This window comes from Streptomyces sp. NBC_01235, assembly GCF_035989285.1.
Taxonomy (GTDB): domain Bacteria; phylum Actinomycetota; class Actinomycetes; order Streptomycetales; family Streptomycetaceae; genus Streptomyces.
This window is the reverse complement of record NZ_CP108513.1, coordinates 2,366,749-2,383,956: the sequence shown is the minus strand read 5'-3', so window position 1 is coordinate 2,383,956 and position 17,208 is coordinate 2,366,749. Positions and strand designations below refer to the sequence as shown.

The 17,208-nt window shown below is 71.0% G+C and carries 14 protein-coding genes and 1 pseudogene; 11 read left to right on the top strand and 4 right to left on the bottom strand.

What is annotated here, in order from left to right; all coding sequences use genetic code 11:
- The first annotated feature begins 452 nt into the window (after nucleotides 1-452).
- Nucleotides 453-1,970: a glutamate--cysteine ligase gene (locus tag OG289_RS10155; protein WP_327313693.1), complete on the top strand. Its 1,518-nt coding sequence runs from the start codon at nucleotides 453-455 to the stop codon at nucleotides 1,968-1,970.
- A gap of 252 nt (nucleotides 1,971-2,222) precedes the next feature.
- Here the strand turns inward: OG289_RS10155 and OG289_RS10150 are convergent, their stop codons facing one another.
- Complete coding sequence (locus OG289_RS10150; protein ID WP_327313692.1) at nucleotides 2,223-3,983, bottom strand: substrate-binding and VWA domain-containing protein; 1,761 nt, start codon at nucleotides 3,981-3,983, stop codon at nucleotides 2,223-2,225.
- 215 nt (nucleotides 3,984-4,198) lie between these two features.
- Between OG289_RS10150 and OG289_RS10145 the strand changes: the two genes are divergently transcribed.
- Complete coding sequence (locus OG289_RS10145) at nucleotides 4,199-4,978, top strand: CPBP family intramembrane glutamic endopeptidase (RefSeq protein WP_327313691.1); 780 nt, start codon at nucleotides 4,199-4,201, stop codon at nucleotides 4,976-4,978.
- Nucleotides 4,979-5,108: 130 nt separating this feature from the next.
- Here OG289_RS10145 and OG289_RS10140 read toward each other — a convergent pair whose 3' ends face one another.
- On the bottom strand, nucleotides 5,109-5,918 hold the full coding sequence (locus tag OG289_RS10140) for a PhzF family phenazine biosynthesis protein (RefSeq protein ID WP_327313690.1): 810 nt from the start codon (nucleotides 5,916-5,918) through the stop codon (nucleotides 5,109-5,111).
- Between the two features lie 192 nt (nucleotides 5,919-6,110).
- Between OG289_RS10140 and OG289_RS10135 the strand changes: the two genes are divergently transcribed.
- From OG289_RS10135 to OG289_RS10100, 8 genes are all read left to right on the top strand, one after another.
- Complete coding sequence (locus OG289_RS10135; protein ID WP_327320628.1) at nucleotides 6,111-8,894, top strand: helix-turn-helix transcriptional regulator; 2,784 nt, start codon at nucleotides 6,111-6,113, stop codon at nucleotides 8,892-8,894.
- Between the two features lie 88 nt (nucleotides 8,895-8,982).
- Nucleotides 8,983-10,611: an MFS transporter gene (locus OG289_RS10130; protein WP_327320627.1), complete on the top strand. Its 1,629-nt coding sequence runs from the start codon at nucleotides 8,983-8,985 to the stop codon at nucleotides 10,609-10,611.
- A 37-nt stretch (nucleotides 10,612-10,648) separates the two neighbouring features.
- A complete protein-coding gene (locus OG289_RS10125; protein WP_327313689.1) occupies nucleotides 10,649-11,155 on the top strand; it encodes a hypothetical protein in 507 nt (168 codons plus the stop codon).
- A 165-nt stretch (nucleotides 11,156-11,320) separates the two neighbouring features.
- Nucleotides 11,321-11,518, top strand: a complete 198-nt coding sequence (locus tag OG289_RS10120) for a hypothetical protein (RefSeq protein ID WP_327313688.1) — start codon at nucleotides 11,321-11,323, stop codon at nucleotides 11,516-11,518.
- 43 nt (nucleotides 11,519-11,561) lie between these two features.
- A complete protein-coding gene (locus OG289_RS10115) occupies nucleotides 11,562-12,194 on the top strand; it encodes an HdeD family acid-resistance protein (protein ID WP_327313687.1) in 633 nt (210 codons plus the stop codon).
- Between the two features lie 167 nt (nucleotides 12,195-12,361).
- Entirely contained in the window at nucleotides 12,362-12,793 is a 432-nt protein-coding gene (locus OG289_RS10110) for an SHOCT domain-containing protein (RefSeq protein ID WP_327313686.1), read from the top strand.
- A 61-nt stretch (nucleotides 12,794-12,854) separates the two neighbouring features.
- Nucleotides 12,855-13,289 carry a DUF7144 family membrane protein gene (locus tag OG289_RS10105; RefSeq protein WP_327313685.1) on the top strand — a complete coding sequence of 145 codons (435 nt, stop codon included), beginning with the start codon at nucleotides 12,855-12,857 and terminating at the stop codon, nucleotides 13,287-13,289.
- A 50-nt stretch (nucleotides 13,290-13,339) separates the two neighbouring features.
- Complete coding sequence (locus tag OG289_RS10100; protein WP_327313684.1) at nucleotides 13,340-14,182, top strand: class II glutamine amidotransferase; 843 nt, start codon at nucleotides 13,340-13,342, stop codon at nucleotides 14,180-14,182.
- A 60-nt stretch (nucleotides 14,183-14,242) separates the two neighbouring features.
- Here the strand turns inward: OG289_RS10100 and OG289_RS10095 are convergent, their stop codons facing one another.
- On the bottom strand, nucleotides 14,243-15,058 hold the full coding sequence (locus OG289_RS10095; protein ID WP_327313683.1) for an SDR family NAD(P)-dependent oxidoreductase: 816 nt from the start codon (nucleotides 15,056-15,058) through the stop codon (nucleotides 14,243-14,245).
- Between the two features lie 335 nt (nucleotides 15,059-15,393).
- A pseudogene (locus tag OG289_RS10090) lies at nucleotides 15,394-15,921 on the bottom strand (aromatic-ring hydroxylase C-terminal domain-containing protein); the annotation flags it as partial.
- Nucleotides 15,922-15,997: 76 nt separating this feature from the next.
- On the opposite strand from OG289_RS10090, the gene OG289_RS10085 reads away from it, so the two are divergent.
- Nucleotides 15,998-16,480 (top strand): WapI family immunity protein, encoded by a 483-nt coding sequence (locus OG289_RS10085; protein WP_327313682.1) that lies wholly within the window; start codon nucleotides 15,998-16,000, stop codon nucleotides 16,478-16,480.
- Nucleotides 16,481-17,208 lie beyond the last annotated feature (728 nt).

Genomic DNA, 17,208 nt, shown 5'->3' with positions numbered 1-17,208 from the left:
GCGAGCGGCCTGCCGTCCCTTCGACGACAGGCTCCTTCGACCGTGGGCGCCAACCTTCTCTGCCTTGTTCGCGGAGTTTATACGACACGTGTTCAGACTGTGTTTCGTCTAGTCGATTCCGGGACACTCGGCAAGGGCTCATTCGGTCGGTGATACGTGTGAATCATCCCGATTCAGAGCGGGCCGTGCCGCGATGACCTCAGGTTATGGGCGCGGAGTGGTCGGCCCATTCTCGTCGGCGTTTCTCACGAGTTACGAGTTCGTGAATGGGTGCCCGGTCGCATGCCCGGTGAATGTGCCACCGGTCACCGCCAGTGGCTTTCGGTCAGCGTAGCGGGTACGCGCCCGGCGGGGGGACGTTATCGATCGGCCGGGCTGGGCATCATCCCACCTGACCCAAGACATCCGGCGGCCGGGATCGTCGGCCCGCCCATGCGAGGAGGGACGCTTCGATGGGGGAGAAGGTCGTGGCAGGCGCGTTCGACCTGTCCGATCGTCAGCACTACCGGGACAAGCTGCGGCGGTGTCTGACGGGGCTTGAGCGGCTCCTGGCCCAGAAGCGCTTCGACCGCCCCAAGAACCTCATGGGGCTCGAGATCGAACTGAATCTCGCGGGTGCCGACGGCCTGCCGAAAATGCTGAATGGACAAGTGTTGGAGAGGATCGCGAGCCGCGATTTTCAAACAGAACTCGCCATGTTCAACCTGGAAGTCAACATAGCTCCACATCGATTGGGTGGTCGGGTATTCGACCGGCTTGCGGAGGAACTCCGTACGTCACTGGCATATGCCCATCGAAAGGCGGGCGAGGTCGATGCCGGCATCGTGATGATCGGTATTCTGCCGACCCTCGACCGTGACGACCTGGTCTCGTCCAACCTTTCCGACGTCGATCGTTACACCCTCCTCAACGACCAGATCGTGGCCGCCCGGGGAGAGGACTTCGCGCTCGAGATCGACGGGGTGGAGCGGCTGTCGTGCACCTCGAAGTCGATCGTGCCCGAGGCGGCCTGCACCTCCGTGCAACTGCACCTCCAGGTCACGCCGGGTCGCTTCGCCGCGGTGTGGAACGCGGCGCAGGCCGTCACCGCCGCGCAGATCGCCGTCGGCGCCAACTCGCCGTTCCTGTTCGGGCACGAGCTGTGGCGGGAGTCACGGCCCCCGCTGTTCCAGCAGGCCACCGACACCCGGCCGCCGGAACTCCAGGCGCAGGGCGTACGGCCGCGGACGTGGTTCGGGGAGCGGTGGATCAGCTCGGCGTACGAGCTGTTCGAGGAGAACCTGCGCTTCTTCCCGCCGCTGCTGCCCATCTGCGACGAGGAGGACCCGCTGGAGGTCCTGGAGGCGGGCGGGGTGCCCTCGCTCGCCGAGCTCGTCCTGCACAACGGCACGGTCTACCGCTGGAACCGGCCCGTCTACGGCATCGCCGACGGCGTTCCGCACCTGCGGGTGGAGAACCGCGTCCTGCCCGCCGGGCCGACGGTGACGGACGTGATCGCCAACGCGGCCTTCTACTACGGCGTCGTCCGGGCCCTGGCCGACGAGTCCCGGCCGGTGTGGACCCGGTTGCCGTTCGAGGCGGCCGCGGCCAACTTCGACGCCGCGTGCCGGTACGGGATCGACGCGCGGTTGCAGTGGCCGCGGCGGGGGCGGCTGGGGGGTGTGGTCGAGGTGGACGCGGTGAGTCTCGTGCGGGACGAGCTGCTGCCGCTGGCCGAGGAGGGTCTGGACGGGTGGGGCGTGGAGCCCGCCGATCGCGATCTGTATCTGGGCGTCATCGAGGAGCGGTGCCGGCGGCGGGCCAACGGGGCGACCTGGCAGGTGGCGACGTTCCACCGGGCGGTGGAGGCGGGGTTGTCGCGGGACGCGGCGCTTGCGGCCACCACGCGGAGGTATGCGGAGCTGATGCGTCTCGGGGAGCCTGTGCATACGTGGCCTGTGGGGTTGCCTGAGGTGGTGCCTCTCGGCTGAGGGGCGGTGCGGTTCGGGGCTTTCGGTTGTGTGGTCTGTGCGGGTGCGGGTGCGGGTGCGGGTGCGGGTGCGGGTGCGGGTGCGTGGGCGCTGGTCGCGCAGTTCCCCGCGCCCCTGGGTCGGCTGGGGTCCGGGGCGGTTTCCGGTCGGAGCCGTTGCCCGCGCTCCTGGGTCGGCTGGGGCGCGGGGCGGTTTCCGGTCGGAGCCGTTGCCCGCGCCCGTGAAAAGTCAGCCCTCGCCGCCTTGGAACGCTCAGCCCTCGCCCCCCTGTGTGCCCGCCGCCACGATCGCCTTCAGGATCACTGTGTGGATCTGGGACGGGTCCGTCACCGACTGGCCCGAGCCGCCGGTGGCCCTGGCTATCTGGTCGGCCTCCTCGCGGTCCGCGTCGGGACCCACCGCGATCATGATCAGGGGCACCGGGCGTTCGGGGCTGGTGAGTTTCCGGAGTTCGGTGAGGAGGGTGGTGCGGGAGATGCTGCCGGGGTCCTGGTTGACGCCGTCGGTGAGGATCACCAGGGCGTTGAACTTGCCCTTGACGTACGTAGCGGTCGCCTCCTGGTAGGCCGCGAGCGTCGTGTCGTAGAGGCCGGTCGCGCCGTTCGGTATGGGCGCCAGGTCGCCGAAGGCCGCCGAGAGGCGGTCGCTCTGGGAGCCGGTGCCGAGCCGTCCGGTGGGGACCAGAACGCGGTAGTCCTTGTCGCCGTCCAGCTTGGTGGAGAACTCCCACAGGCCGATCTCGTCCTCCGGGGTGAAGGTGGCGAGGGCCTGGAGCAGGGAGGCCTTGGTGACGTCCATGCGCGAGCGGCCCGTGCCGGGGACGGGCTCGGACATGGAGGAGGAGGCGTCGACGACCGTGGTGAGCCGGGCGCTCTGCACCGTGATCGTCCACGTCCCCAGCGTTTCGTCCACGGCCGTGTCCGACGCCGGCCGGGCGGCCGGCTCGGCGAACGGCTGCGGGCTGCTGCCGCCGGCCGCGCTCACCACCGTCTGCGGGGCGTCGTAGTCGGATGTCCGGAAGCCGCGTTTCTGGAGAAGTCTCTGCTGCTCGGGGCGGCGCAGGTAGGTCATGAACCGGATCGCCGCCCGGCTCTCGTCGGTGCTCAGCCTCGTCTTGTCGACCAGTGTGTACGGGTAGTCGAGCCGTGGTGAGCCGTCCTTCGGATAGAACAGGTCCAGCCCGGTGCCCGCGTCCGCCGACGCGTTGTACGTGAACGAGGCCTGCTCGGTGACGACGACCGCCTGGTTGCGTTCGGGGTTGCCCTGCTCGGCTTCCGAGGTGTTGCGCGGCAGCGTCCGAAGGACCTGGCTGTCGGTGTCCGAGGTGCGCTGGGAGAGCGTCTTCATCAGGGCGGCGGCCTGAGTGTCCCCGCCCTTGACGCCGGCCGCCGCGGTGCCGAGCCGGGTCAGCGCGAGCAGTCCGGTCGCGCTGCGCGCCGGATCGGCCGCGCCCAGCCGCAGGGAGCTGTCCTGGAGGGCGGCGCCGGCCAGCTCCAGCCAGGAGTACGTCTTCTTCGGCCAGCCCAGCGACTTCGCGGCCGTCGGGACCATCGCCACGGCCACGGGCGTGGAGGCCACGTTGCCCACCTGGGTCACCTGGATCGCCCTGCGGTCGGCGGTGATCCGCTGGACCCACAGGTCCGAGTCCGCCACCCACACCTGCGCGTCCGCATCCTTGCCCGCGCCCAGCGTGTCGGCGACCTCGGACGACTCGCGCGGCGCGACGGTGACCGCGAGGCACTGCCCGTCGGAGGTGAGGCCGCTGTCCTTGGCCTGCTTCGCCGCGACCGTGAGCGCCGGGGCCAGGTCGGGGGAGGCGGCCACGGTCAGCCGCACGGGGTGTTCACGGCAGGAGGAGCCGAAGGAGAGCAGACCGCTCCGCACGGCGGCCGCGGTGCCCCCGGCGACGGTGAGGACGAGGGCGGTCGCGACGGCCACGGTGCGCCGGCGCATGCGAGGGCGGGGGTCGCTGGCGCCCGCCCCGTACTGATCGGGCAAGCTGTGACGTCCCATGACGGTGGTGCCCCTCCCTGTCGACCTGTCGTCCTCCGTGGCGGAAATCCGCCGCACGGCAAGCGAAGGGGAGGTACGCCCCGTACGGCGCCCGTCCCCCCGACGGCCTGTCACGCACGATCTTCGTAACTTCTTTCGAGACCCTAGCGAGGCAGGGGTGGGGATGCTGCGGGTTTACGCAACTGGAGGCAAGTGTGCAGGTGGAGGCGGGGTAGGTGGCTGATTCTTTTCCGCAGGAACGGCTCTCGCGACGGATTTTCCGGGACGAGACGCTGCTCGTTCTGGGGCTTTCGCTCGGCGCGAGCGGTGTATCCGCTCTGATCAGTTTTGTCGGATCAGTCACCAAACCGGGAGGCCTGAAGGACCAGGCGGCGACCCTCAACGCCTCGGCCGCGCCAGGCCGTCCGTGGCTCGATCTCGCCTGGCAGCTCTTCGGGATCGCCACGGCGCTCGTCCCGGTGGCGCTGGTCGCGCACTTCCTGCTGCGCGAGGGACAAGGGTTGCGGACGCTCGGCTTCGACCGCACCCGGCCCTGGCCGGACCTCGGCCGGGGGGCGGCGATCGCGGCGGTGATCGGCAGCACCGGCATCGCCTTCTATCTGGCGGCCCGCGGCCTCGGCTTCAACCTCACGGTGGTGCCGGAGGCACTGCCCGACGTGTGGTGGAAGTACCCGGTGCTGGTCCTGTCCGCGATGCAGAACGCGATCCTCGAAGAGGTCATCGTCGTCGGCTATCTGCTGCGCCGGCTCGGCCAGTTGGGCTGGACGCCGGGCACCGCGCTCGTGGCCAGTTCCGTGCTGCGCGGCTCGTACCACCTCTACCAGGGCGTCGGCGGTTTCATCGGCAACATGGTGATGGGCGTGGTGTTCGTCTACCTCTACCGGCGCTGGGGCCGGGTGGGACCCCTGGTGGTGGCGCACTCCCTGCTCGACATCGGGGCCTTCGTGGGATACGCGCTGCTGGCGGGGAAGGTGGGGTGGCTGCCGACGGCGTGAGCCACCCCTTCCCGGACGACCCGGGGTCCAGGTGTGCTGTCCCGGGAGCCTGGCACGCACGCTCGGCGCCCATGACGCCGTGGGGCCCGCCCTCCGGGCGGACGGCGGGAATGTGTCGGACCGGCCCTGGCTAGGCGAGCAGGTCTCCCTCGATCACCGTGACCGCGCGGCCGGTCAGCAGGGTGCGGTCGCCGCGTAGTTCGGTGTGGACGCGGCCGGAACGCGGTGAGGCCTGCAGGCCGGTCAGGGCGGTGCGGCCGAGGCGCTCGGACCAGTAGGGCGCCAGGGCGGTGTGGGCGCTTCCGGTCACCGGGTCCTCGTCGATGCCGAAGTTCGGGAAGAAGCAGCGGGAGACGAAGTCGTACCCCAGGTCCGGGTTCTCGGCGCGGGCGGTGGCGATGACGCCGCGGCGGGAGTAGGCGGCCAGGGCCTTGTGGTCCGGCCGCAGGGCGTGGACGGTTTTCTCGTCGGCGAGCTCGACCAGCAGGTCACCGACGTGCGAGCCGGTGTCGAAGCAGCCGAGCGGCTCGACGCCCAGGGCCTCGGCGACCCCGGCCGGGATCTCGACCCTCGTCAGCGGGGCGGTCGGGAAGTCCAGGGTGATCGAGCCGTCCTCGGCCGGCGTCGCGACGAGGACACCGCTGCGGGTGGCGAAGCGCACCGGGCCCACGTGGGCGCCCGTGGTGTGCAGGACGTGGGCCGTGGCGAGCGTGGCGTGGCCGCACATGTCGACCTCGGCGACGGGCGTGAACCAGCGCAGGGCCCAGTCCGCCTCGCCGCCCTCGGGGAGCGGGTGGGCGAACGCCGTCTCGGCGTGGTTGACCTCCAGGGCCACGTTCTGGAGCCGGCCGTCGTCCGGGAAGGCGTCCAGGAGCAGGACCCCGGCCGGGTTGCCGGCGAAGGGGCGGTCGGTGAAGGCGTCGACGATTCGAATCCGCATGCCGGTGACGGTAGGGGGTGGGCCGAGCCGTCGGCCAAGGCCAATCCGCGAGTCCTGGCCTGTTTCCGCCGGCCCCTCTGTGAGCAGGCCGAACCGTGGTGTGCGGGACTCTCGCAGCGCGTCCGGAGCGCAACCCTGGGATCATGGCGGGTAGCGCTACCCATGACCTGACGAGCAGCGGCGGTGAGCGCCATGCCCGGCCTTGAGGAGAACGGTTCTCGACTGACGGCTCCGGACGCCGATCCCCAGGGGGATCCCTTTCTGCGCGCACGGTTCGTCGTACCGGCCCGGCCGGTGACGTTCCTGTGGCGCGAACGGCTCGTCAGGCACCTCGACCAGGCGCTGCGGACGCCGCTGACCATGGTCAACGGGGCCGCGGGCGAGGGCAAGACGCTGCTGGTCGCCGACTGGGCCGCGCGGTGCGAGGGGCCCGTCGCCTGGCTCACCATCGACGCGGCCGGCCAGGGCCCGGGCATGTTCTGGGCGTACGTGCTCCAGGCCCTGCGCGCCTGCGGGATGTCCCTGCCCGTGGAGATCGGCTGCCCCACGGACGCGAGCCGCGTGCCCCCCACGCTGCTGGCACGGCTCGCCGCCGAGCTGTGCGCCCGGGACCGGCCCGTGACCGTGGTGCTCGACGAGTACGACCGGGTGATCGACCCGGAGATCGCGGAGCAGCTGGAGTTCGTTCTGCATCACGCCGGCGACGGCGTCCGCCTGATCCTCGTCAGCCGGACCGAACCGCTGCTGCCCCTGCACCGGTACCGGGCGGCCGGCGACCTCACGGAGATCCGGGCCGCTGAACTGGCCTTCACCTGCGAGGAGGCGGCCGAGCTGCTGGCACTGCACGGCCTGCGGCTGTCGGCGAACGCGACGCGGGGGCTCGTGGAACGCACCCGGGGCTGGGCCGCCGGCCTGCGGCTGTGCGCCCTCGCCGCGCGCGAGAGCCCGGATCCGGAGACGTATCTGAAGGAGTTCGAGGCCGACCGCACCACGGTCGCCGACTTCCTGCTTGCGGAGGTGCTCAGGCGGCAGCCCCCCGAGACACAGGACGTCCTGCTGCGCGTCAGCGTCCTCGACCGATTCTGTCCCGAGCTCGTGAACGCGCTGACCGAGCGTACCGGCGCCGGTCCCATTCTGGCCGGTCTGTGCCGCGACAACGCGTTCGTCGAGCACCTGGGGCAGGGCTGGTACCGCCTCCACCCGCTGTTCGGGGAGATCCTCCGGGCCCATCTGCGGGTGCGTTCTCCGGGTCTGGAACCCGAACTGCACCGGCGGGCCGCGCTGTGGCTGAGGGGCTCGGGATCCCTCGCGGACACGCTCGGGCACGGGGCCGCCGCGGGTGACTGGGACTTCACCGCCGGCGCCCTCGTCGACGACCTCGCCATCGGCAGGCTCTTCACCGGCCTGCGCTCCGACGAACTCACCGAACTGTTCTCCCGGATGGGGCCGGAGGCCAGGAGCCCCGCGACGGATCTCGTCCGTGCGGCCCGAGAGCTGTCCCGGCGCGATCTCGACCGCGGCCAGACCCACCTGCGTCGCGCGGAGCAGAGCCTGAGCGCTGAACTCGGCCTGACAGCAGTCGAGTTGGGCCTGATGAGGGACCCGAGGGAGCCGGGGGAACAGGGTCCGGCGAGGGGACACGACGGCCTCGCGGCCGAAGGGGCTTTGACGGCGGCCGAGTGGAGTCCGGCGGGCGAGGCGCCCGGTCTCGTGGCGGCGCGGTTGAGCTGTGCCCTGCTGGAGGCGCTGGCCGCCCGGTTGACGGGTGCGCCCGGCCGGGCGGAGCTGGCCGCTGCGGCAGCCGAGACACTGCGCGACCAGGTCCCCGCCGATCTGCTGGACAGGCACCCCGAACTCACCGCCCTCCTGCTGGCCCACCTGGGCTCGGCGCGGCTGTGGGCCGGCCGGTTCGACGATGCGAGCGCCGCCCTGTCGAGGGTGGCCGGGTCCTCGGCAGGTGCGTCGACGGCGCTCGCCCGCGAGGACTCGCTCGGTCGGCTGGCTCTGATCGACTACCTGAACGGCTGGCCAAGCAGCGCGGAGCGCAAGGCGCGGGCCGCGTTGACCGAGACGGAGCGCTACGGCCTGCCGCAGCCGTCCGGTTCCGGCATGGGACGGCTGGTCCTGGCCGCCGTCGCCGTGGACCGCGACGAGCTGGGCCGGGCTCAGGCACTCCTCGACGAGGCGGTCAGGTCGCATCCCGCGCTGCGGGACCCGGTCATGGAGGCGGGCCGGGCCATCACCACCGCCCGCCTGCATCTGGCCCGCGGTGACACGCGCGCCGCGCTCGCGGCCGCGGAGCGGGCCGTTCCCGCCGCCGTGGTCTCTCCCTGGGCGGAGGGACAGACGGCACTCGTCGTCGCCGCCGCGCACCTGGCCGCGGGCCGGCCGGAGGCCGCCGTCGAGGTGCTGGGGGCGCTGCCCGGCGAACAGGCGGCGTGCGCGGTGGGGGCCGCACGGGCCCAGCTCGCCGCGGGCAGGCCCGGGGCGGCGGCCGACCTGCTCGACGGCGTGCGCGCCGCGGGCCGCGTCGGACCCGCCGTGACCGTCCGGGCCACGTTGGTGCGGGCGCAGGCGGCGGCCGAGGCGGGCGACACGTCCGGCTCGCGCAGACTGGTCGCCCAGGCACTGCGCGAGGCGCGGCGCGAAGGGCTGAGACGCCCCTTCCTCGAAGCCGGCCCCTGGATCCGCCCCTTCCTGGGCACGCCGTCACCCCAGGGGGCGGCCGCGGACTGGTTCACCCCCGGGGCGCCGCCGTCCGACGGCCAGCCGCCCCCGGTCGTCGAGGAACTGAGCGGACGCGAACGCGACGTGTTGCGCAGGCTGGCCCTGATGATGTCGACGGAAGAGATCGCCGCCGATCTGTACGTGTCGGTGAACACGGTCAAGACCCACCTCAAGAGCGCCTACCGGAAACTGGCGGTCAACCGCCGCAACGACGCGGTACGCCGCGCCCGTGAGCTGAACCTGCTGTGAACGGTCGAGGACGCCCGGGCTCTCCGGCTCGCCCGTCGTGGGTGAGGCGCCGGCCGGGTTTCCCGGCTCTGATGGGGGCGTGGACACTGTGACCCGCTGGCGGGCCCTGATGGTCCTGGGCACCGCCCAGTTCCTGATGGTCCTGGACACGTCCGTCATGAACGTCTCGATCAGCCAACTGGTCGAGGACTTCGACACCGAGGTGACGGCCATCCAGGCCGTCATCACCCTGTACGCCCTGGTCATGGCGGCCTTCATGATCATCGGCGGCCGGTTCGGGGACATCTTCGGACGACGTCGGCTCTTCTTCCTCGGCCTCGTCGTCTATGCCACGGGATCGGCCCTCACCGCCGCCGCTCCCACCCTGTGGGTCCTCGCGCTGGGCTGGTCGGTCATCGAGGGGCTGGGCGCCGCGATGGTCCTGCCGGCCATGGCGGCGCTGGTCGCCGAGTCCTACCGGGGGCGGGACCGGGCCGTGGCCTATGGCGTCATCGGCGGCCTGGCCGGCGCGGGCATCGCGGTCGGCCCGCTGCTGGGCGGCTGGGTGACGACGTATCTCACCTGGCGGCTGGTCTTCGCCGGTGAGGTCGTGGTCGTGCTGGTGGTGCTGTGCTTCCGCCGCGTGATCACGGAGTCCCCCCGCACCGGCCCGCGCACCCACCTCGACGGGGTGGGCGCCGCGCTCTCGGCGGCCGGTCTGGCGCTCGGTGTGCTCGGGGTGCTGCAGAGCGGCACGTGGGGCTGGGTGCAGCCCCGCAACCCGCCCTTCACCGTCATGGGCTTCTCGCCCACGCTGTTCGTCGTCGGCGCCGGAGCGGCCGTCCTCGCCGTCTTCGTGCACTGGGAGCGGCGCCGGGACGCCCACGGCGCCGAGCCGCTGGTGCATCTGGCGCTGCTGCACCGGCCCACGCTGCGATCCGGCCTGATGTGTCTGCTGAGCCAGAACCTCATCCTGCTGGGACTGTTCTTCACCATCCCGCTGTACCTCCAGGTCGTGCAGGGCTTCGACGCCTTCGAGACCGGTCTGCGACTGCTCCCCGTGTCGGTCACCATGCTCGTGGCCTCGATGGGCGGCGCCCGGCTGAGCCGGGTGGCCGGCCCGCGCCGGGTGGTCCGGATCGCCCTGGCGATCCTGGTCGCGGCCATCGTGTGGCTGCTCGCCACCATCGACCCCGTCATCGACGACGCGCAGTTCGCCGGGGCGATGGCCCTGCTCGGCGTGGGCATGGGCCTGCTCGCCTCGCAGCTGGGCAACGTCGTCCAGTCCTCCGTGGGCGAGGACGAACGCAGCGAGGTCGGCGGGCTGCAGTTCACGGCGCAGAACCTGGGCTCCGCGCTGGGCACCGCGCTCATCGGATCGCTGCTGGTCGGCGCCCTGGCCCAGGCCTTCACCACGCAGGTGGAGGACAATCCGCGCCTGTCGGAGGAGGCCCAGCGGCAGACCGGTGTCGCCCTCGAGGCCGGCATCAGCTTCGTCCCCACCGAGCAGGTGCGCTCGGCGGCCGAGGACGCCGGGCTGCCGGCGGCCGAGGTCGACGCCCTCACGGATTCCTACGCCTCGGCGCAGCTCGACGGCCTGAAGGCGGCGATCCTGGCCGCCGGCGGCATCACGCTCGCCAGTTTCCTGGTCACGTCGCATCTGCCGACCCGGAAGGCCGAACGTCCGAGCCGGGCCGGGGCCGGCGCGCCGACCGGCGCGACCGGACCGCCTCGCTGACCGGTCCGAACCGTCCGACTCGTCGAGGGAGGCCGTGATGTCCAGGACCGGCCACGCCGCGGCGGCCCGGGCACGCGTCGCCGCCGACTACACCGGCGGCGTCTACGGGTCCATGCTCGCCGCCTCCGTGGTCGTCGGCGCGGGCACCCTGGGCTCGTCCCCGCGGCTGGAGCTAGTGCTGCTGCTGTTGCTCACCGGCGTCGTGTTCTGGATCGCGCATGTGCACGCCCAGCTGTTCGGGGCGCGGCTGACACAGGGCGGCCCGGACCGGCGGATGGTGCTCCAGGTGTGCCGCGACGAGTGGCCGATCGTCAAGGCCGCGATCCCGCCGGCCGTCGCCGTGGCCGTCAGCCCCTTGCTGGGCCTCGACCTGGAAGGGGCCCTCTGGTTCGCCCTCGCGGTCGCCGTCGCGGGCCAGGTGGGCTGGTCGGCGGCCGCGGCACGACGGGCCGGAGCCTCATGGCGCCTGGTCGCCGCCACCGCCTCGGTGAACCTCGTGCTCGGCCTGCTGATCATCGTGTTCAAGCTGTTCCTGACGCACTGACGCACTGACGCACTGACGCACTGACGCACTGACGCACGGACGCGGGTGGCGCGCGTGCGGTGCGGTCTATCACCTCCACGGGGTGAGGCCGTCCGTGCTCCCGGGACGGAGGATCGCGGGGAAAGGGCGCAGTCCGCCTGTCCCAGGCCGCCCCGGGAGCAGCTCATGCGCTACGAGATCCGCGTCGACGGACAGATGTCGGAGGCGATGACCACGGCCTTTCCGGAGCTCGACCACGTGGTCATGTCCGGTCAGACCGTCCTGTTCGGATACGTCGTCGACGAGGCGCACCTGTACGGGTTGCTGGCCCGCTGCCAGTCGCTGGGCCTGCGGGTCCTGGAGATGCGCCAACTGCCGGAGTGACGTACCGGGGCCCGTCGTCTCCGGCCGGGCGCGAGGAGGAGTCATGAGCGTGTCGCCTGGACCCGCACCGCACACCGGACCGGTCGGCGGCGATCCCGCCGAGGCCCTGGGCGTACTCGGGCGCTCCTGGACGTGGATCCTCGGCTCGGCGGTCGCCACGTTCGTGCCGGGCATCCTGGTCCTCGTCTGGCCGGACGAGACCCTGCACGTCCTCGCGGTCCTCATCGGCCTGTACCTGCTGGTGACCGGGGCCTTCCGGTTCGTCGCGGCCTTCGCCCGGGAGGAGCACGGCGAACGGCTGACCGGGCTCCTCCTGGCGGTGCTGTACGTGATCGCCGGGGTGCTGTGCCTGAGAAACCCGCTGCAGACCATCGCCGCGCTCTCGCTGGTCGTCGGCGTCCTCTGGCTGGTGTCCGGCATGCTCACCCTCTACACGGCCCTTGCCGCCAAGGACCTGCCCCACCGGGGCGTCGTCCTCGGCGCGGCGGTGTTCGCCATCGTGGCGGGGATCGTGGTGCTGGCGCTGCCCACCGAGTCGGCCCGGGCGCTGACCCGGCTGCTCGGCCTGTGGCTCGTCCTGCTCGGCCTGGTCGAGGCGGTGGTCGCCCTCGCGTGGCGCGCCGCGCTCCGCAGGGCGCGTACGGCGGGGCCGAGGGATCCCGCCGATCCGTTCTGAGCAGGGCCGCCGTGGGCCGGGCCGCTTCGAGCCGGCCCGCGCACACTCACCCGCCTCGGGTGAGGCCGCCGGGTTCTTGCGTGGGCACGCTGAGAACGGCACGCGACGACAGGTCGGGGTGCCGGGATGTCGGGATGGCGGGCGAAGGCCCGGGACGGAGGAGAGACATGAGTGGTGACACGTACCTCGCGTACGACTATCCGCTGCTGAGCGCCTTCTGGACCATGCTGGTGTTCTTCCTGTGGATCATGTGGTTCGTCCTGCTGTTCCGGGTCGTCGTCGACATCTTCCGCGACGACGACCTCAGCGGCTGGGCCAAGGCCGGCTGGCTGGCGTTCTGCATCCTCTTGCCCTTCCTGGGCGTGTTCGTCTACGTGGTCGCGCGCGGCAAGAACATGGGGCGCAGAGAGATCGCGCAGGCGCGTGAGCAGCAGCAGGCCTTCGACAGCTACGTCCGCGAGACCGCCAAGGGCGCGGGCGGCCCCTCCAGCAGCGTCGACGAACTCGCCCGGCTCTCCGAGATCCGAGCCCGCGGCGACATCACGGACGAGGAGTTCGCCAAGGCGAAGCAACAGGTCCTGAGCGGCTCCCGGCACTGAACGCCGAACGAGACCGAGCTGTACGAAATCGAGCCGAACGAAACCGAATCGAGGCATCGGGATGACGACACACTCCACCGACGCGCCGTCGGTCAAGCGGCACGCGGCCAAGCAGCACTGGGCCGAGGGCCTGATGATCTTCGCCGCCGTCACGCTCATGCTCTCCGGAGTGCTCGACATCTTCCGCGGCATCATGGGGATCGCCGAGGACGACATCTTCGTCACGACCCGCAACTACGTCTTCCAGTACGACCTCACCGGCTGGGGCTGGATCCACCTCGCCCTGGGCGCGGTCGCCGTGATCGTCAGCCTGGGACTGTTCCAGGCGGCGATGTGGGCGCGGGTCGCGGGCGTGGCCATCGCCGGGCTGATCGTCATCGCCAACTTCCTCTCCCTGCCGCAGTACCCGATCTGGTCCGTCGTGATGATCGCCTTCTCCGCGTTCGTCATCTGGGCCCTGTGCGTGGTGAAGCCCGACAGGTACGAGGACCGGTGAGCGACGACCGAGACCGACGACCGAGACCGACGACCGAAAGGCAGTGGACGATGTGCCGTTGGCTCGCCTACTCGGGCACCCCCGTGCTGCTCGAAACGATCCTCTACCGACCGGCGCACTCGCTGATCGACCAGAGCCTGCATTCCAAGATGGGCGTCGAGACGACGAACGGTGACGGTTTCGGCGTCGGCTGGTACGCGCTCGACGGGGGCAACGGGACCCCAGCCGTCGTCCGGGAGATCGGCCCGGCCTGGAGCAACCGCAATCTGCGGGAGATCGCCGGTCACGTCCGCTCGCCGATGTTCTTCGCCCACATCCGGGCCTCGACCGGCTCGGCGGTGCAGCAGACCAACTCCCACCCGTTCCGGCACGGCCGCTGGATGTGGATGCACAACGGTGCGATCGCCGACTTCCACCGGATCCGCCGCGACCTCGCCCTCGCCGTCGACCCGGAACTCTTCCTCGACATCGAAGGGTCGACGGACTCCGAGATGATGTTCTTCCTGGCGCTCACCCTCGGCCTGGAGGAGGATCCGCCGGGCGCCGTCGCACGGATGACGGGCCTGGTGGAACGTATCGGCCACGAGCACGGGGTGGAGTTCCCGCTCCAGATGACGGTCGCCGTGACCGACGGGGAACGGCTGTGGGCCTTCCGCTACTCCAGCCAGGGAGCCTCACGCTCGCTCTTCTACAGCACCCGCGTGGAGACACTGCGGGCACTCCACCCCGACATGGAATTCCTGCGCGAGGTCTCCGACGAGACCCGCCTCATCGTCTCCGAACCCCTGGGCGACCTGCCCGGCGCCTGGAACATGGTCCCCGAGAGCACGTACGGCGTGGTCCAGTCCGGCGGAGGCGACGAAATCGTCCACTTCACCCCGCAGGCGGCGTAGGACGCACGCGTGTCCCGCACTCGTGGAACGCACTCGTGGAACGCGCTCGCGGAACGCGACTCAGTGCACCGAGAACCCGCCGTCGACGAAGATCGCCTGCCCGGTGACATAGCCGGAGCCGCGCCCGGCCAGGAACACGGCGGCTCCGGCGAAGTCTTCGGCCAGGCCGTTGCGCCCGACCATCGTTCGCGCGGCCAGCGCCGCCATCTTCTCCGGGTCGGACGACAACCGCGTGTTGAGCGGCGTCATGACGAAGCCGGGCACCAGCGTGTTGCAGGTGACGCCGTATGGCGACCACGCCTCGGCCTGTGAGCGGGCCAGCGACTCCAGCGCCCCCTTGGACACGCCGTAGGCGCCGCTCTGGACGAACGCCCGGTGCGCCTGCTGGGAGCTGATGTGGATGATCCGCCCGAAGCCCCGCTCGGCCATGCCCGGCCCGAACCGCCGGCCCAACAGGTAGGGCGCCTCCAGGTTCACCGCCATCGTGGCGTCCCACACCTCCTCGTCCAGCTCGCCCATCGGCGGCCGTAGGTTGATCCCGGCGCTGTTGACGAGGATGTCGGGCTCGCCGAACGCCTCGGCCGCCTGCTCCGCCGCCGCGCGCACCCCGTCGCGGGTGCTCAGATCGGCGCTCACCCAGGCAGCCCGGCAGCCCTCCGCCGCCAGCTCGGCGACCGTGGCGGCCAGCTCCGCCTCCTTGCGCGCCACGACCACCACGCTCGCCCCCGCCCGAGCGAGAGCCTCGGCGACGGCCCGGCCGATACCGGAACTGCCACCGGTCACCACGGCGACCCGGCCGTCCAGCGAGAACAGTTCGGCGAGGTAGCCGTGCGAGGTGCTGTGCGAGCCGCTGTGCGCGGTGTCGTCCGATGTCATGTCAGCACCCTAGAGCGCCGACACCACAGTGCTCCAGCAGTGCCGGATCGCGGTCGCTGATGGCTGCGCCCGCTCGCCAAGTCCCGTGATTCAGCGCACCGTTGCGGGCGCGACTGCGACTGCGACTGCGGCTGCGGCTGCGGCTGCGGCTCTGCGTCGCGGGGCCGGTGCCGTTGCCGGACCGGCGCCGGCCCCGCCGACGGACTGCCCATCACCGGACTTCGAGCCGACGGGGTACGACACCGGCGATGAGATCGGTGCCGCCGGCGCCGGCGTACCTACCGCGCCGAACTCGGCCGCAGCCAGGTCCCACCGTTCGAGCCACCACTGCGCGCTCAGCGGACGGCGGCGCCGAACCACTTGGGCAGCCGTCGAGCAGATCCTGCTGGTCCTCACCGACCCACGCCACATGGCCGTCCGGCCGCAGGACCACCGCGGGCACGTCCAGTTCCTCGCTGACGTCGACGACGTGGTCGACCCGATCCGCCCAGCCCTCCACCGAGAGCCGGCCGGTCCGGTCGAGAAGCAGGCCGCGGCCGCCGTGCATCAGCTCGCAGAGACGACCCTGCTTCAGCTTTACGTCCCGCAGCCGCCGGCCGAGCAGTTCATGGCCGCCCGAAGTCGTAGCGGACCCCGTCCGCGGTGATCATCCCCGTCACGTACCGGTTCACCTCCTCGAAGTCCATCGGCTTCGAGAACAGCTTCCGCAGCGCGGTCGCACCCGGATCGGTGCCCAGCAGCGTGATCTGCGCACGGGCGTTGTCCAGCACGTCGGTGCCCACCGGGTGCCGTTCGCTGTCGTGGCTGTAAAACAGCCCCTCCGGCGCCCAGTCGTTGACCGCGGCGGCCAGCTTCCAGCCGAGGGCGGCCCACCCAGTAGCGCTCGGCCTGCCGGGTGGGCCCGTGCAGCGTCGAGAAGGCCCGTGACACCCTTTGGCAATGCTCTTGGGTGATCAGGCAAGCAGTGTCGATCTCTGCCCGTTGGGGTACCAGTTCTCCGCGGTCCGCGGCAACTCATACGATGACAACTGGCTGGTCATCGGTGGCTCGGTGATGACTCCGGAGGGCATCTGGGCTTTCACAGATCCTTGTCTGCTGATCGATGAAGCCCACCAGGTGTCTGGTTGGCTGCGCGCGGTGGCGGCCGGGACGGTTGCGGTGACCGGACCTGATGCCGACGGCCGGCTGTCCCCGGACACGTGGTTCGTCGAGCCGGTCCTGGCCTTCAGCCTCGTCGATCGGAGCGAGGACGGTGCGGTGATTCGTGTGCACCTGTCCATGGAGGCGGCACCCCCATGGCAGCAGGGTGAAAACGGAGCAGACATCTACCAGTACTTCGTGGAGGCCCAGGTAGATAGAGCTGCTCTGCTTCGCGCAGCTGACCGGTGGGATCTTGCTCTGGCTTCGTTTCCCACCCGCTGATCAGTATCAACGCAGCAGGAGACGACGGACAGGATGTGGTCTGCGGCTCCTTGCTCGAAATTCGACCGGGTTGGTCAGGCCGTAGGTCCTCGCGTGAGCCCGGCAACTTCGCCGGGTCTTCGAGGTGATACCAGTCCTGCGTGATCGCCCAGGACTGGTAGGTCCTGAAGATCCGGGCAAGGCCGTCCGGCTGTTCTCGCGTGGTGAGGAATTCCCCGATGAGCTGGTAGAGCGTAGTCACGGCTGCAACGTCGGCCTGTGCGGAGAGCGGGTGGGGCCAGCCTCCGGGGCCAGGTGGCGTGGCGCGAAGCCAGAAGACTCCAGTGAGGCGTCCGCGGACGCCTCCGCGTTGCGGGCCCGCGGTGGTGTCATCGCGGAGACGATGCGTCCGGGCTGGGCGGAGGACCCTCCGGTCCTTTTTACGCTTCCCACTGCACGCCGGCGCGCGGCGGCCTCGTCCCTTCCGGCACATGTGGCCGGCAGGCCGTGCGGAACCTCCAGGATGCGTCTCTCCCACCGGCCGACCCGTCTGTCAGCGGCCTCGGAGAAATCCCCGATCCGATACCGGCCGGGAAGTGACACACGCGGTGCGACCAGCGGAAACTCGCGCATTGGAGTGATCTTCAAACCGGCCCGTCACACAGTCTCGCAGCGGACGCCGACGATGCCCGTGCACCGCATCGACGTACGACAGCTCAAGGTACGACTCTGCGCGATCCACCACCCCA

What these genes read in the sequence shown, in the direction of transcription:
- OG289_RS10135 (WP_327320628.1), top strand. Translation starts at nt 6,111, where the DNA reads ATGCCCGGCCTTGAGGAGAACGGTTCTCGACTGACGGCTCCGGACGCC.
- OG289_RS10095 (WP_327313683.1), bottom strand. Translation starts at nt 15,058, where the DNA reads ATGACATCGGACGACACCGCGCACAGCGGCTCGCACAGCACCTCGCAC.
- OG289_RS10125 (WP_327313689.1), top strand. Translation starts at nt 10,649, where the DNA reads ATGTCCAGGACCGGCCACGCCGCGGCGGCCCGGGCACGCGTCGCCGCC.
- OG289_RS10155 (WP_327313693.1), top strand. Translation starts at nt 453, where the DNA reads ATGGGGGAGAAGGTCGTGGCAGGCGCGTTCGACCTGTCCGATCGTCAG.
- OG289_RS10115 (WP_327313687.1), top strand. Translation starts at nt 11,562, where the DNA reads ATGAGCGTGTCGCCTGGACCCGCACCGCACACCGGACCGGTCGGCGGC.
- OG289_RS10120 (WP_327313688.1), top strand. Translation starts at nt 11,321, where the DNA reads ATGCGCTACGAGATCCGCGTCGACGGACAGATGTCGGAGGCGATGACC.
- OG289_RS10085 (WP_327313682.1), top strand. Translation starts at nt 15,998, where the DNA reads ATGCTCTTGGGTGATCAGGCAAGCAGTGTCGATCTCTGCCCGTTGGGG.
- OG289_RS10100 (WP_327313684.1), top strand. Translation starts at nt 13,340, where the DNA reads ATGTGCCGTTGGCTCGCCTACTCGGGCACCCCCGTGCTGCTCGAAACG.
- OG289_RS10150 (WP_327313692.1), bottom strand. Translation starts at nt 3,983, where the DNA reads ATGGGACGTCACAGCTTGCCCGATCAGTACGGGGCGGGCGCCAGCGAC.
- OG289_RS10105 (WP_327313685.1), top strand. Translation starts at nt 12,855, where the DNA reads ATGACGACACACTCCACCGACGCGCCGTCGGTCAAGCGGCACGCGGCC.
- OG289_RS10110 (WP_327313686.1), top strand. Translation starts at nt 12,362, where the DNA reads ATGAGTGGTGACACGTACCTCGCGTACGACTATCCGCTGCTGAGCGCC.
- OG289_RS10140 (WP_327313690.1), bottom strand. Translation starts at nt 5,918, where the DNA reads ATGCGGATTCGAATCGTCGACGCCTTCACCGACCGCCCCTTCGCCGGC.